We start from the raw sequence: 15,277 nt of genomic DNA, 5'->3' as shown, positions 1-15,277 counted from the left end.
CCGCGTATGATTTCCGGGTACGCGGCGGAGACGCTCCATGCGCCTTTTGGTGATCGAAGATGAACGCAAAGCCGGCGAGTACCTGAAAAAGGGGCTCGAGGAATCGGGTTTTACCGTCGACATCGCCTGCAATGGCATCGACGGCTTGCATCTTGCCCTTGAAGACGATTACGAGTTGATTATTCTCGACGTCATGCTTCCAGGCATCGACGGCTGGACGGTGCTGGAAAGGCTACGCGCAAAGAAAGAAACACCCGTGCTTTTTCTCACCGCGCTGGACGAGCTGGAAGAACGTGTGCGCGGACTTGAGTGTGGAGGCGATGATTATCTGGTCAAGCCCTTTGCTTTTGTCGAACTTCTGGCGCGTGTCCGCACCCTTTTGCGCCGCGGGCCGCCTCGAGATGTCGAACATGTCCATATCGGTGATCTTGAGATCGACGCTATTCGAAGGCGTGTACGCAGAGCGGGCCAGAAGATCGACCTGACACCGAAGGAGTTTTCATTACTTCAACTTTTGGCGCGTCGGCGCGGCGAAGTCTTAAGCCGTACGCAGATCGCTTCCTATGTGTGGGACATGAATTTCGACAGCGACACCAACGTCGTCGAAGTAGCGATACGACGCTTGCGCGCGAAAATCGATGACGGTCACGATGCCAAGCTTATTCATACGGTGCGCGGCGTCGGTTACGTGCTCGATCTGGAAGAACGTGGATGAGCGGCCTTTCGCTAAGCACACGACTTGCTGCGACGTTCATCGCGATCACCGCCGTGTGCTTCATGGCGGTTGGCTTTCTTCTCTACGATGCACTCGCCTTGCGTCTAACCGCACAGGACGATACGAACATCGTGCTTGCGGCACGCCATTTGCGTCGTCTGGTGGCGGAGGTGCAATCGGATGCGGAGGTGACGCAGCATCGCGATCGCATGGTCAGCCTTGTGCTGGGAGATCCGGCCATCGCCATGCGGATATCCGACGCGAACGGCCACGCTCTCATCGATTACAACCCATCCGGCATCCCGCTCCAACCGATGGCCGCGACGCAAGCGAACGAACGCATCACGCGGAAGAATGTCCAGGTCTGGCGCGATCTCAACGGTGCACCCATCGATGGTGTCGCGACACAGGGCGTCCTCGCGGGTGGTTCGCATATCGTGATTGCCGTAGCGCGGTCGCTCGAGGATAGAGCGGTGTTGCTCTCACGCTTCAGGCGTGACATTGCCGCCATTGTGGTGGCTGCCATGGTGCTGGCGGCAATGTTGAGTTTCCTGCTGGTTCGCCGTGCGCTGCGCCCGCTTCATGCCATGGCTGCGCAGGCCAGGGTCATTACCGCGCATCGCCTGGACGCGCGAATGTCCTTGGAACAGACCCCGGTTGAACTTCAACAGCTGACATCGTCGCTCAACGATATGCTGGAACGATTGGAACAAGGATTTTCCCGGGTGTGGCAGTTCACTGTAGACCTGGCCCATGACCTTCGCACGCCGTTAAGCAACCTGCGTGGAACGAATGAGGTGGCGCTTACACGACCTCGCGCGGTCGCTGAATACGAATCGCTGCTCGGTTCCAATATCGAAGAATGCGAGCGGGTCAGTCGCACCATCGAAAGCGTCTTGTTCCTGGCGCGGGCCGAGAACCCACAATTCGCGCTGCGTATCGTGGAGATGGATTTGGCCGAGCAACTTGGCGCCATGGCGGACTACTTCGAAGGGCTATTGTCCGAGGCCGGCATATCGATAGACGTATCAGCTGAAGGCAGCGTCTTTGCCGATCGGGAGCTCTTCCGTCGTGCAGTCAACAACCTATTGGCCAATGCCATTCGCTATACGCCGCAGAGAGAGACCGTCGTTCTAAGGGGTTTTGCCACTGCCGATGAAGTGGTGGTTTCGGTCGAGAATCCCGGAGTAGGCATTCCGCGTGATCAGTTGGAGCATATTTTTGAGCGTTTCTTCCGTGGTGATCGATCGCGTAGCGGCTCAGCGAATTCAGCCGGACTTGGACTGGCGATAGTGAAAAGCATCATGGATCTTCACGGCGGTTCGGTTGTTGTGCAGAGCCAATCTGCTGGCCTTACGAGATTCGATCTCCGATTTCCGCGAACACCGACCGTTGGCGCGTTGCCTGCCGCCATCGGTCAATGAGAGCGGTTGGGTTCTTTTCGTATGTTCTCTGTCGAGGGCATCCATAGGGGATATTGTTTTAGGCCCATTGAAATGAACATCCGGACGGCGACTTCATCCAGTCTGCGGCAGGTAGATGGGTCTGGCTGCCGTCAGGCCTTCCTTCACCTGCCTCGTGCGTTCATCGGCCAGAACCTCATCCAGCCCCGATTCGAGCCCGTCGAGCGCGCGTTTGACGATCTCTTCAGCACTGGACTTCGGGGCGTCGAACCCGCGCGCAAGATCGGTATCGACAAAACCCATGTGCAGCGCGAGCACCTGTGTCTTCTGCGCAGCCAGTTCGATGCGCAACGCATTGGTAAGCGACCAGGCGGCTGACTTGCTCGCCGAATAGGCGGCCATCGCGCCGCTCACCCATGAGACGACCGACAATACATTAAGCAATGCGCCACCGCCATTGGCCTTGAGTACCGGCGCAAAGGCCTTGCTCATGCGCAACATGGCGAAAAAGTTGGTCTCGAAAATGCGTCGCGTGACATCTTCGCTGTCCGGTGCAAGGAAGCCGCCGGCCTGAGCGATGCCGGCGTTGTTGATCACAAGCGTCACGTCTGACGCCGTTTCTGCGGCTGCTGCTACATCTTCTGCGTTGGTGACGTCGAGCCGCAGCGGCTGAACGCCGGGTTGCGTGATGGATGCAGGGTCGCGTGCACCGGCATAGACCTTGCGGGCGCTGCGGGCGAGCAACTCGCGTGTGAATACCAGACCGAGCCCGCGATTGGCGCCGGTGACAAGAACAGTAGCGTTCTCGATTTTCATAGCAAACTCCAAAGGTGCAAGAAGAAAGGGGAGGGCATCGCCCTTAAGCCTGCCATGGGCCGTCAGAGAAGTTGAAAACAATCGCGGACGCATCACGCATGGTCATTATTTTTGCTGACCTGTCTGCTGCATATGCGTGCCATCGGCGTCTGTGCGCCCGAACGCGGGGAGGTATCGCCCGAAGTTCAATTCAAAGTCGCCGGGGACGCCGTAAGCCATGCCGCGGACCTTGACTCGGCGAGCCTGCGCACTGGGTGAAGCCAGCGTCGAGAAGAACATGTCGATGCTCGATTGAAGCTCGGCTGCGCTCGGCGTTCCGAATCGATTGATCTGTGCCTTCGCCGGGGCCAACGTTTCACGGTCGAACGATGCCAGCCGCGCGCAGAGCCCATCGACGTACGCGTCGAGGTCGGCATCGTTCAGCGTGCGGTTTACCCAGCCATAACGTTCAGCGATATCCGCGTCGAAATCATCGGCACCGAGGACAATCTCAAGTGCCCGCGAGCGACCGACCAAACGCGGGAGCCATTCCATCGCTCCGCCGCCCGGGACTAACCCAACGCCAACCTCGGGGTTGCCGAACATGGCATTTTGCCGGCTGGCAAAGCGCATATCACAGGCCAGCACGAACTCATTGCCAATGCCGCGTGCGCGGCCGCGAATCTTGGCAATGCTCACGACTGGCGAGGACGAGAGGCGCAGCACGGCGTCGCGCCAAAGACCCAGCACCTCAGGTCGCTCCGCTGCCTTGGCCACGTCGAGATGGGCGATGAAAAAACGGGATCCGCCGACTGGAACACGATGACCTTCACGCACGGATTGGCGTCGATATCGGTCAACAATGTCGCCAATTCTTCGATTGTCGCGGGGACAAACATATTGATCGGTGGGTTGCTGAAAGTAATCGTCCACCGACCTGGATAGGTGCGATCGATATTGAACTGTGAGAGGGCAGACATGGCAAATCTCCTGGAAGCGTTGGGGCCGGATTTGCGTTCAAGGTGATCGCGGGGCGCGGCCGCTTATACGATGGCATCGTTAGCCGCAGTGCTGCGACATGTCGGCATTCACCATGATCTTCACAATGGCAACTCCTTCCCCGCCTGTTCGTGAATGAGATATTCGGCGTACCAGTCCGGCCAATTCTCGTCGCGTTGGCCACCGTTACGCTTCTCGTGCTCGCCGTGCGCGGCTTCCGCCCGCCGCAGCGCAGCCGCCAGGTCTTTCGGCGAGGTAAATGTCGAGACGTCCGTATCCACGCGACCGGGTAATCGATCGGTGATCTCCTGAAACAACCAGCCATTGCCATCAGGGTCATTGAACGATGCGAACGAGCGGTAACTTGCATGTTGGGGATGCGAGCCGCCAACCCGGATGCGCCCGAACAGGTAGGGCTCATCCGGGCCAGCGTAAGCGCCGGCAGCGTCATGGAACACTTCGCCGATCTCCACGCCCCGGCGGACTAATTCATTGCGCGCTGACTCCATGTCGGTGACGATCAGGTACAGTCCTTGGGCCGAGCCTGGGCGAGCCGCGGTGACGTTCTTGCCGAAGATAACGGAGCATCCGGAACCGGGCGGCGTGAACTGGATGACGCGGTAGTAGCCATCATCTGAGGCGTAGTCAGCGTCTAGCCGCCACCCTAGGCTTTCATAGAAGCGCTTGGCGCGGTCGACGTCCGAGACAGGGATGACGACGACCTCAAGTTTCATGTCCACGCCCCGCGCGAGGGGGATATCGACTGCAGCGCTGCTCATAGGAACCTCCGATTGCCAGGACCGCAACACGGCCTTTGGGGTTGAGCACAACTAAGGTGTGGTGAACGGAGCAAAGTCGGCGTTGAGCCATTCCTTCCTACGCGACAATGGATACTCATGGTTCTATGGCGCGCTGGGCGCCGCAGTCTCGGCGGAAGACAGCAAGCCGGCGATTTCCTGCGCTGTGGCGATGTGGCTGGCGTATCAGGGAATGTTGACCTCCAGAGCGGCGTACATCTGCTTGTCCGAATAGTCCGCCGTCGCATCGCTTACTACCTTCACCCCATAGCCAAGCTCAGCGGCAAAGCGGACTGTCGATTCAAGGCAGGTATGCGCGAGGAGTCCCATGATGATGAGCTGCTCGATGCCATGCTTCCCCAGCTGCAGATCCAAATCCGTATTGGCAAATCCGCTTGAGCACCAATGCTCCGTGGCGACGATGTCACCCAGCTTAGGCACGAACTCGGGATGTATCTCGCCACCCCAGCTACCGTATTCGAAGGCCTTGTTCGTCCAGGCTAACCTTTGAACGGGGGCGATGTACTTCCACGTCTCGTAGTCGCCCGGGCGATAGCGATGATGAAGTGCATAGAAAACGCGAAGCTTCGCTGCGTGCGCCGCTTTAAGAACCTGCAGTATGTGAGGAACGCACCCGTTTGCTTCTGCGACGGCGCGAAGGCGTCCCCACGCCTTGCCTCCCTCGGATAAAAAGTCGTTGTAGGGATCGATCACGACAAGCGCCGTGATCTCCCGGTCATAGGGATGCGTCGTCATGGCGCCGTATCCGTCCCAAGCTGTGTGGTCGTTGCAAAAAAACTATGGGCTGAAGCAGTCGGCGAATGGGCGGCGAAACGCGCAACGATTTCAGCTCAGGAAAACTAACGCTGCGCACGTTAGCGCGACGTACTGTGGTCGTTGGCATAACGTTTCAGAAAAAGACGTCTCCCCTTGGCCGGATATTGCACGAGGTGCCTTGCATCGTGTGCGTGGTTACATACGCGCCTGGCATGTGCTGTGGCATCAACGTTTGCGCGGCTTTGGAAGCCAGCGGCCGTGCAACCGGCACACATCGTTCGCACCCCTTGCGGTGCATCCAAAAGCCACGCATGCGCCCTTGCAATGAGACAAGATCTATTGAATCGGTGTTTTCATGGTCGATCTAATTTGACAAGCAAGGCGTGTACCCAAACCCGGCGCATGACGTTCCTGCTTGTGCATTTATCTAACGAGTGCTCGCAGCATACGCATCTGAAATGGATGCCATGAACCATGGGTGGTCCATTCGTATTAAGCCAATCATCACAAATGATTACGACAGATGACACGGCTGCAGGCGCAAACTATGAAAGAGAAGCGTTGCGAGGTGCTGCAGGGGATGGCACCTATGAAGTGCATGCTTTGACAGGCAACTCGGGAGCGGGCGATGCCAGTCATGCTCGGGCAATCCATGGCCTTCAAGGTGGCGTGCGCGCAGCTCAGGCGCTACGCCAGCTGTGACGTACCGGTTCTTATAGAGGGCGAAACCGGCACAGGCAAAGAGCTGGCGGCGCGCGAAATTCACTACAGCAGCGCGCGTAGGGAACTTCCCTTTATCCCCGTTAATTGTGGGGCGATTGCCGACAACCTGATTGAGAATGAGTTGTTCGGCCACGAGCGTGGTGCCTACACAGACGCCAAATGTGCCCAGCGAGGGTTGATCGACCATGCGCGCGGCGGCACGCTGTTCCTTGATGAGGTCGATGCGCTCTCCGGCAAAGCCCAGGTAGCACTTCTGCGCTTCCTTGAAAACAACGAATATCGTCCCGTTGGCGGTGGCATGATTCGCATTTCGGACGCACGCATCATTTCGGCGACCAACAGTTGCCTTGAGGAAAGAGTGGCAGCAGGCTGTTTTCGCAGCGATTTGCAGTATCGGCTCAATGCACTGCGTGTGCGTTTGCCGCCCTTGCGCGAACGTGCCGACGACGTGCCTTTGCTCGCCGAGTACTTTGTTGGTGTTGTCGCTAAACGGTTGCGCGGGCCCATGAAACATTGGAGCATAGACGCATTGCAGGCGCTGACTACCCATGCATGGCCGGGAAATGTGCGCGAGCTGGAGAACGTGGTGCTTCGTGCCTATATGCGCACCGAAGGCGCGATCATCGAGCTAGACGCCGCTGAGTTGGTGTTCTCGGTACCGGCCGATGCCGTGGGTCCCGTCATCGATGGCAGCAAAGACAGCTTTATTGAGGCCAAGCATCACGCGATCCGGGCCTTCGAGTACCGCTACCTTTCGCAATTGATGCGCCGCGCCGGTGGCAACGTCAGCGCAGCGGCGCGCATGTCCGGCACCGAACGTCGCCAGCTCGGGAGGTTGCTCAAGAAGCACGGCATCGAGACGAATCAATTCCGCAGCCAGTAGGTGGCCCCCAGTGGGGCCACATGGGCCCGGAACGATGCTTCACTGGGTCATGGCGAGCCCACCCTTATGCAAGGAAGGGCGATCGTTGCGGACGTTCGTCGATGGTTTTATGTGGATGGTACGCATGTTGCCTTCACGTTGACGCGAGTGGAGGTTTTTGTATGACGCATCGACCATCCGAAGAAGAGAGCCGTCGACACGAGGTGGAGAACGCAGTGCTCGGCTATCTGCAGCGGCGACCTGGCGCGGCCGACACGATCGATGGCATTGTCGGTTGGTGGTTGCCTCAACAGCGCTACGAAATCGAGCGGCAACGCATCGAGCATGTGCTTAGCAACCTGGTCGCGCGCGGAAAACTCCGATGCGAGGAGCTCCCTGGCGGAGTCATCCTCTATGCGCTGAGCGAACCCCGCGAGCCCTATACGCATTGATCCGGTGGTACTGGGCATCAGCGTGCGTCGCCCTAACGGGCGCATTCACATCGCATTCTCGCTACGGCCGCTGTCAGGGCTCGGCAACGATCGCCCAGCGCCCATGCATTGGCTGCACAGGCAAACCGCGGGCGCATTGAGGGTGGTGGGTCTTCGCAGCCCCGATCCAACGCGCAGGTGGGGCGGCAATGTCCCATGTACCTACACGCCGCAAACGCGAATACCGCTACGTAGCGAGACTTAAGGAGTCCGTTCGCAAAGGCATGCTCATTGCTTCGCTCGTTGCGGGCGTTTCTCAATGAGTCAAGCATCGAGAGGACTATTCGGATGCCATTCGACAACTCCTATCCAGGCATTCGCTCGCAGCTAAAGCCAGGCTTCGCGGACCTATCGGATGCAAGCATCGAAGCCGAGCTTGTGCGACAAAATCTGAATCCCGTGGCGTTGGAAGGTTTCCTCAGCGACATCGGAAATTTTGCGTCCAGTGCCGGCAAGGAAATTCTCAAGGCGGCTCCTGCGGTGCTACCCGTAGCGGGAAAGATCATTGGTGGTGCAGTGGGCGGCCCACTGGGTACGCAGCTGGGTGGCACGCTGGGATCGCTGGCCGGCGGGGCGCTTGGTAGCGTTGCCGGCGGTGGCGCGGGCGGGCGCGCCGGTTCTCCGGCCGCGACGCAATTGCTGCAGACCGTGCTCAATCCGCAGACCTTGCAGGCGCTTGCATCGATGGTGCTTGGGCCGCTCGGAAAGCCCAACGTTGCAGTGGGCGGAACACCTGTCCCGGTGAGTGCATTCACGAATCTGCTCGGCACCTTGGCCGGACGCGCGGAAGCGGAATACAACAGCGTACTGGCCGCATCGCGCGAAGCGGCGGGGCCCGCGTACATGCTCGATTATGCAGGCGAATACAAGGCGGACCCCGCTGTGGCGGAGAATCGCGCCGAAGTGCTCTTTGAAATGCTGCAATCGTCGAACTCCGAGTCGTTGGGCGCCGAAAGCAGTGAGGCCTCCGAATACGCCGAGTACCAAAGTGAGGCAGAGGCATTGGAAGCCGAGTACGACGCGATCGAGCAACTCGAAATGGAGATGGACATGGCGATGTCTGACTCCGAGGAACTGTGAGTCGATGTCATGAACTCATCATTCATTCTCGAAATGGTGGCGGCACGGGCGAGCGCGAGCGGCAATACGGCAGTCGCCGATGTGTTGGCCCGCATGCGGGCGCAATCCGGAGCACTTTCCAACGAGGCAACGCAGGATCTGCTTGCGCAGTTGGGGCAGAGCAATCCGTTGTTGAGCGCATTCGTCAAACAGATGGGGGAGTCGCACGCGACGGCACCCACGCGTGAGCCCGTGATTATCGATGCGCAAGAAGTGGAGACGCAGGTCGTCTCTCCCACGCAGTCGGACGTTGAAAGCCCCGTCGATACCATGAACGATGCGGTGAATGCGTTGCGCGAACATGCGCAACAGATGTTCGCGGAGCTGCAGATACTGCGGGAGCGCTCCGACAGCCTTGCTTCCGCTTTAGGAGCATGTTGCCTGTGCTGGGGCCATGACACGGACTGCCGCAACTGCCACGGACGCGGCGCTCCGGGGTTTTCGCTACCGCATGAAACGCAATTCGAAGAATTCGTGCTTCCAGCCATACGGACACTCAAGGCGCAGATGTCCGCATTCGAGGCGCGTGCACGACGAGTGAGCGAGGCGCCGAACGCGTGAGTCCAGCGCGCACGCTTGATTGATGTGCAACCGACCGTGAGGAAAAGACCATGGGTTACGAAGCATTTGATGCAATCGAAGGCTGGGAATCGGAAAGCGAAGGCGCAGAAGCTGCGCGCTCGCGCGTACCGCGTCCGTCCAATCAGTCGTCCTTCAAGCCGCGACCACCGGCTACAGCCAGTTACGTCACGCAAACCCAATTGGAGGCGGCGCTTGCCCGCGTCGATGGAAAGATCAAGACGGTCGCCGACGGCATGTCGAGCATCAACTCCAAGGTGAATTCGCTGGCGTCTTCCTTCAAGAAGGAGGCGGACGAGAGAAAGAAATCCGTCGATGGACAGAGCAAGGACATCAACCAGAAGCTGCAGATGCTGGCCTTGCTGCCTTTGCTCGTCACCCCGCCAAGCGTCACGCTGGCCTCAAACTCTATTGGTCCAGGCGGAACCAACCTTCCGTCGGTGTTGGTGCCCGACACCAGCACGATGGATACGCTTCTTCCGCTGTTGTTGGTGAGCGGCATGGGTGGCTCCGGTGGCCTGAGTTTAGGCGGCGATAGCAGTTCGGACGGCGGCATGATGATGCTTGTGTTGGCGCTTGCACTGTCGAAGAACTCGTAATGCTTTCCCCGCGGAGTTCGTCATGAATCCATTGACCTTTGTTGTCATCCGAACGATGGCAGTGAACCAGGGCATCGACACGAGCGATGCAAACAGAATCGGCCTGGTCGGATCCATACCTCGATCGCCCATCATGGGCATCGTGCTGGGATCGGCCATGATCAGCAACGATCAGCCCGTTCCGGTTGCGGCTGCTCCCGCGCCCATCCCCACGCCAACCCCGACACCTTCATTAACCGGAATAGCTACATCACCCTCGTTGCCTGCACCGGGCACTACCAGCTACTTGCAGGTAGACAAAGTGATTCACCTGCATACGCTCACCGGTGCGCAGGTCATGAAGATTGCGCAAGACCTTGGCTTCCAGGTGGTGTTCGACAAGGAGGCGTCGGAACCCCATTGGGTGGTGGAGGAGCAATGGCCTGCGGCCGGACACCCGGTTCCTCAGGACAAAGTCATCAAGGTTCGCCTTGTGCCGCATGCGCCTACCGGCAAGAAGTCCAGCTCCTAGGATGGTGTGAATGAGGCGTAATCGAAAACGTATTTCGATCGACAACTCGGGCTGTCCTTGCATCGACTGTTCAATCAACGGGCGCCTGACCGACTCGTGTGGAACGTGATATGGACTCGGGCCTGTGGGAACTGTATGAATTCGGCAACCAGGACGACGAGGTTGCCGCCATCATTCGCCTTGGGCATCACTCGGCTTTGCCCAAAGGTGTTCGCGTTGTTGCTCAATTCAGCGACATCATTACGGCTAGGCTGAAGCGCAGCAATATTCCTGCGGTGAGCAGTGCTCCCGAAGTCGCCAGCATGGTGGCCGGCGATGCCTACAACGGGCCCGAAGTGGAAATCACCGATGTGGATATGAAGGATGCCGACCTGAAGGAAGGCTCCGACTATGTGGTGCAGCCCAGCGACATTCGACGCCCCGCCGACCAGACGGCGACAGGCCGCGGCGTGATTGCAGGATTTGTCGATTGGGGCCTCGATTTTGCGCACCCCGACTTCAGGAATCCGGATGGAAGCACGCGAATTCTGGCGCTATGGGATCAGCGCGGAGGTAAGCGCCCCGATTCACCTACGCCATACGGTTACGGTGTCGTGCATTCGCGCGAGGCGATCGATCGGGCGCTGAAGCAAAAGGATCCGTACGCAGCACTTCATTATGATCCCGCTGACGCCGATACCGGCATTGGTTGCCATGGAACTCACGTCGCGAGCATCGCAGCCGGCAGTGGCGGGACGGATCGTCCCAGCGGTATAGCTCCCGAGGCCAACCTGGTCTTCGTGCACAACTCGCCATGGGATGAAGAAATCTCCGACAAGCTCGGCGATTCGGTCACCTTGCTTGAAGGCATCGACTTTATCGCGCGCACAGCCGGCAATCGCCCCTGGGTGATCAATCTGAGCATGGGGCGGCATGGTGAGCAGCATGATGGCTCGACCTTGATCGAGCGAGGATTGGATGCCGCCATTCGCAGTGAGCCCGGCCGCGCTATTTGCATGAGCGCCGGCAATTATTTCGACAAGCGCATCCATGCAAGCGGTCAGCTGCGGCCGACGCAGGAGCGCACCTTCGTGTGGAACATCAATGGCGGAAAACCAACCGACGCCAATCAACTGGAGATCTGGTACTCGTGGGAAGATAAATTCGAGGTAGCCATCCGATCGCCGGACGGCGACATCACGGCACGCGTAAAGATCGGCGAGAAAGCCAAACTTCTACTGGGCGGCAAAGAAGTTGGGAATATCTATCACCGTGGACAAGAGCCAGACAATCTCGACAACCACATCACCATCATGCTGTACAAGGAGGCTCCCGCAGGGGGCTGGGACGTAACAATTGTTGGGGCCGACGTCATCCACGGAAATTTCCACGCCTGGATAGAGCGGGAGGTTGCCTGCCCAGGCTGCCAATCCCAGTTCAGCAAGGAAGATGCCGATCCGACGTCCACCACGGGAACGATCTGCAATGGTCGCCGTACCATTGCCGTAGGCGCCTACGATAGACATGATCCCGAGCGGCGCATCGGCCATTTCAGCAGCGTGGGTCCTACGCGCGATGGACGACGCAAGCCCGATCTGTGTGCGCCTGGCGTCTCCGTGCTTGCGGCCCGATCCTCGCCAAAGCAACGCAGTGGCAAGGTGCCGCTATTGACGGTGATGTCCGGCACCAGCATGGCAGCGCCGCATGTCAGCGGTGTCGTCGCCTTGATGTTTCAAGCAGCGCCGCGGCGATTGCGCATTGAAGAGACGCATAACCTGTTGCTGGAAAGCGCCGAGAGAGTATCCGTGCCCGAAGATATTCCCGATCGCATCGGTATCGGATTTCTGGATGTCAACGCCTCGGTAGAAGCGGCGCGCAAAGTGAGTGCAGGGCAACAGACCGTCAAGCCGGTTGCAGCGCACACCCCGGTCGCACCACCGGTGAAAGCTGCACCCAAGGCCGATGTTGAAGCCGATGAGGCTTATGAGTCCATGGCCTCCGGTGCAATCGCCACCGAGTCATCGGTTGCCCGCGTTCAAACTGCACCGATGGACAGTGTCGGGCTAGCGGCGCCAAGCGTGTCCATGGAAGGCACCCAGGCAGCTCATTCTTTCGCGCAGCAGACGAGGGGTCGAGCTGGGGATGGCATCGGCAGTGCGGCGCCAACCCAGGTGTCGGCGATGGAAGTGAGTTCAGCCCGATCACGGCGTCATGCTTCCACATCGCGTGCAGAGACTGCTTCCGTTGGCGGCGAAGCGTCGCGCGTTGCGCCAGTGCTGCCGTCGCTTGAGCTGATCGAACTTGCCGATCAAGTCGCAACGGAGTGGCCTCGATCGCGGTCGTCAACACCGATCATGCACGAAGTGTTCGCGCGTTCCGGATTGTCCGAGGCCTTGACGACGGACGCCACGGGAGGTTTGGCCTCCCCGCGCGAGATATTCGAGGCCTTTGCCTATCCGAGCAATGCAGGCAAACGCGCACAGTTCGAACGAAACTTCGACGTCATTGGATTGCCGAGGGCGCGATTGACCGGTGACTTGCGCGAGGGCGACATCCTGATACGCCACATGGACGGCGATTTTGCGCATACCTCGTTCATTGCTTCGCCCAAGTTAAGCAGTCGCGAAGCGCTGGCGTCCGACGGATTGCGCGGCGAGGGCGCCTCAGAGGGTTATTACGTGCAGGTCGTCGATACCGGCGCTCGCGCACATGGGCTTTCCGAAGGGTTCGCACGCCGTATCACCGAGTCAACGGGTTTGATGCCTGGTGATTCCATGGTGCTTCGATTGCGGCGCGGCGGCGCGGAAGGGGAGTCGATTCATCCGTCGAATAACGACCGCGCCGCATGGTCCGAATCACCATCGGTTGGCAATCTGCCGCCTACTTTTCCGGCGGCACCCGGCACGAAACTGCCGTTGGACGTTGAGTTAGTGGCGCAGTTGTTTGTCTACGCGGCCGACGACCACTGGAACTTGATCGATGACCCTGCCAGTCGCCAGATGAATGCGCTTTCTCAAGCACCTTTCAGTCTGATGCCACTACCGGGCGGCGAATGGTTCATACCCAGGATGGAAGTTTCCATCAATTTCGGACCGAACAAGGCCAATGCCATCAACGTCGGCGCATTCAAGACCGGCGAAGTGCGGGTGCTGTTCGAGGTGCGGATCTCCAATATCGCCGACCGGAAGTCGCCCAAGACACAAGCATTCTTCTGGCGCTGCACCGCAACCAAATCCCAGGGCATTTCGAGCATAGAACTGCTCGGCGCGCAGCCGGGCCGCACGCCGAGCAGTGCATTCATGTCGTCACCCACCGGCGATAGCCCCGTGCTGGGGGCCATTCAAGGAACGGTCACGCCGTCGTCGAATGCTTCCACCCGGCAGGTTATCCAGGCCAGCTGTCAGATTCAGGGCGCCAGCTCCGTACTGCAACTTCAGGGAGGCTTGAACTTCACGGCCACAGGTGTCGTTGGCTATGTTGCCAATTGGATAAAATCACTGAATTTACCCGTGATATCAGGGATCGTTTCACCCCTGTCCGCCACGGTGGCGACCCAGCGAACGCCGCAGCCGCCGACCTACGCGCTCACGCTAACCGCCGACATCATCGCCGAGGGCATCGAACAGCAGGTTCCCGATGCACTGAAGCATCTGAACTATTACGTCAATTTTGCCAACGATTCATCGACCATCACGGACGACGAAACAACGAAGCTGTTGACCTGGGCCCGCGAAACACTTGCTCAAACGCCGCATTTGCTTGAGGGCATCCGGATCGGGCAGATTCCCCTCATCCTGATCGGAAAGGCCAGCGTGCGCGGCAAGCCCGCACACAATTTCGCGCTCTCGCAACATCGACTGGAAACGGTACGAATCGCCCTTCAGGGCGGGGCCTCAGGCACCGGGGGGTATCGCTCCCAAGGCGGTGTCCTAGGCAGTGAAAACGTGAAGATCGACGCCGTGGCCGATGGTGATTTTCACGATCCTCGCCCCAGCGATATCGATGTAGACCGGGTAGTTCAGATCGCCATCGACGGTAAGGTCGCTGCTGCTGCTGTGAATCGCCTCGCTGATGGTGGCTGAGGGACCCTAGTGGTTATCGGTGCAGGCAAGCGTTTGCTAAATGCGAAGCGGCTTCACCAGCATCCATGAGTCCAACGGCAGTAACAAACCAGTGAGAATTAAGAGGCAGTGTCGCGTTTGCGAAAACGGCTTTTCTTAATGATCGGGAGGGTTAGCCATGCGCGTCAGGTCATTTCGCATTATGTCTGGACTCTTCGGGTTGCTTTTTTTGCTACTGACGGCAATGACTGTCGCGGCAGATTCCGGCAAGGACAGTCCGGCCGACATTTTGAACGTACGAAATGTTGAGATCACCTTCCATCAGGCAGGAAGTTGGCTGCCAAAACCCGATCTCGATCTGATGATGAGTCTGTATGCGAACGATGCTGTTCAGACGGACACGGCACACGGCAGCAAAACGTATGCCGGCAAGAGGATCAGGTGCGCGCCTATTTCGCACATGCAGCGCCATTCCAGCCCAATAATCATTGGATCGGTTACACGCCGGCGATGCGGATCAAGGCTGCGGTTGATGGCGACAAGGCTACGCTCTACTTCGAATGCCTGTGGATGGACATCGATAAGAATGCCATCGGCGCGCACTCTTTTTCTGACATGACGTTAGAGCGGGTGGGAGACAAGTGGCTTATCAAAACGATCCGAGTCGGTAAGGTGAGCAAACTCTGAGTTTTTTTACGTAGGCAGTCCGGTCCAACACGGAGTCTGGTTCACTCCCTCTTATCCGACGGGAGTGTTTCACATCGCCTCCGGCACCAATGTTTGTACAAGCGGTATATGCATTGGCGTCATTGCGCCAATCCGCGTTGACCTGTGTTATCGCCCGGGTTCCCGCTCGCTGTCGGTCCT

Annotated in this window: 14 protein-coding genes; 10 read left to right on the top strand and 4 right to left on the bottom strand. The window is 58.8% G+C overall.

The features are described 5' to 3' along the window. Nucleotides 1-37: 37 nt before the first annotated feature. Complete coding sequence (locus DWU98_RS11280) at nt 38-715, top strand: heavy metal response regulator transcription factor (protein WP_115495670.1); 678 nt, start codon at nt 38-40, stop codon at nt 713-715. Further along, nucleotides 712-2,139 carry a heavy metal sensor histidine kinase gene (locus DWU98_RS11275; RefSeq protein WP_115495669.1) on the top strand — a complete coding sequence of 476 codons (1,428 nt, stop codon included), beginning with the start codon at nt 712-714 and terminating at the stop codon, nt 2,137-2,139. The genes DWU98_RS11280 and DWU98_RS11275 overlap by 4 nt, the downstream gene beginning before the upstream one ends. Before the next feature lie 93 nt (nt 2,140-2,232). Here DWU98_RS11275 and DWU98_RS11270 read toward each other — a convergent pair whose 3' ends face one another. The 4 genes from DWU98_RS11270 to DWU98_RS11255 form a co-directional block, all read right to left on the bottom strand. After that, on the bottom strand, nt 2,233-3,027 hold the full coding sequence (locus tag DWU98_RS11270) for an SDR family oxidoreductase (protein ID WP_230474810.1): 795 nt from the start codon (nt 3,025-3,027) through the stop codon (nt 2,233-2,235). A 12-nt stretch (nt 3,028-3,039) separates the two neighbouring features. Beyond that, nucleotides 3,040-3,846: an enoyl-CoA hydratase/isomerase family protein gene (locus tag DWU98_RS11265; protein WP_230474809.1), complete on the bottom strand. Its 807-nt coding sequence runs from the start codon at nt 3,844-3,846 to the stop codon at nt 3,040-3,042. Nucleotides 3,847-4,013: 167 nt separating this feature from the next. Next, complete coding sequence (locus DWU98_RS11260; protein WP_230474808.1) at nt 4,014-4,646, bottom strand: VOC family protein; 633 nt, start codon at nt 4,644-4,646, stop codon at nt 4,014-4,016. Between the two features lie 249 nt (nt 4,647-4,895). Continuing rightward, nucleotides 4,896-5,465, bottom strand: a complete 570-nt coding sequence (locus DWU98_RS11255) for a cysteine hydrolase family protein (protein WP_115495666.1) — start codon at nt 5,463-5,465, stop codon at nt 4,896-4,898. A gap of 673 nt (nt 5,466-6,138) precedes the next feature. On the opposite strand from DWU98_RS11255, the gene DWU98_RS11250 reads away from it, so the two are divergent. The 8 genes from DWU98_RS11250 (at nt 6,139) to DWU98_RS21700 (ending at nt 15,097) form a co-directional block, all read left to right on the top strand. Next, nucleotides 6,139-7,092: a sigma 54-interacting transcriptional regulator gene (locus tag DWU98_RS11250; protein ID WP_230474807.1), complete on the top strand. Its 954-nt coding sequence runs from the start codon at nt 6,139-6,141 to the stop codon at nt 7,090-7,092. Nucleotides 7,093-7,253: 161 nt separating this feature from the next. Beyond that, the gene (locus DWU98_RS11245) at nt 7,254-7,523 is read left to right on the top strand and encodes a hypothetical protein (protein WP_115495664.1); all 270 of its coding nucleotides are present in this window, start codon (nt 7,254-7,256) and stop codon (nt 7,521-7,523) included. 327 nt (nt 7,524-7,850) lie between these two features. Further along, nucleotides 7,851-8,642 carry a hypothetical protein gene (locus DWU98_RS11240; RefSeq protein WP_115495663.1) on the top strand — a complete coding sequence of 264 codons (792 nt, stop codon included), beginning with the start codon at nt 7,851-7,853 and terminating at the stop codon, nt 8,640-8,642. A gap of 9 nt (nt 8,643-8,651) precedes the next feature. Beyond that, nucleotides 8,652-9,242 carry a hypothetical protein gene (locus tag DWU98_RS11235; RefSeq protein ID WP_115495662.1) on the top strand — a complete coding sequence of 197 codons (591 nt, stop codon included), beginning with the start codon at nt 8,652-8,654 and terminating at the stop codon, nt 9,240-9,242. A gap of 50 nt (nt 9,243-9,292) precedes the next feature. Then, nucleotides 9,293-9,859: a hypothetical protein gene (locus DWU98_RS11230; RefSeq protein WP_115495661.1), complete on the top strand. Its 567-nt coding sequence runs from the start codon at nt 9,293-9,295 to the stop codon at nt 9,857-9,859. 22 nt (nt 9,860-9,881) lie between these two features. Further along, entirely contained in the window at nt 9,882-10,370 is a 489-nt protein-coding gene (locus DWU98_RS11225; RefSeq protein ID WP_147293301.1) for a hypothetical protein, read from the top strand. Nucleotides 10,371-10,480: 110 nt separating this feature from the next. After that, nucleotides 10,481-14,431 carry a S8 family serine peptidase gene (locus tag DWU98_RS11220; protein ID WP_147293300.1) on the top strand — a complete coding sequence of 1,317 codons (3,951 nt, stop codon included), beginning with the start codon at nt 10,481-10,483 and terminating at the stop codon, nt 14,429-14,431. Between the two features lie 420 nt (nt 14,432-14,851). After that, the gene (locus tag DWU98_RS21700; protein WP_147293299.1) at nt 14,852-15,097 is read left to right on the top strand and encodes a hypothetical protein; all 246 of its coding nucleotides are present in this window, start codon (nt 14,852-14,854) and stop codon (nt 15,095-15,097) included. Nucleotides 15,098-15,277 lie beyond the last annotated feature (180 nt).

The sequence above is a fragment of the Dyella monticola genome, from assembly GCF_003363155.1.
GTDB lineage: Bacteria > Pseudomonadota > Gammaproteobacteria > Xanthomonadales > Rhodanobacteraceae > Dyella_B > Dyella_B monticola.
Note: the sequence above shows the minus strand (reverse complement) of the source record. Positions and strands in the feature narration are given on the sequence as shown.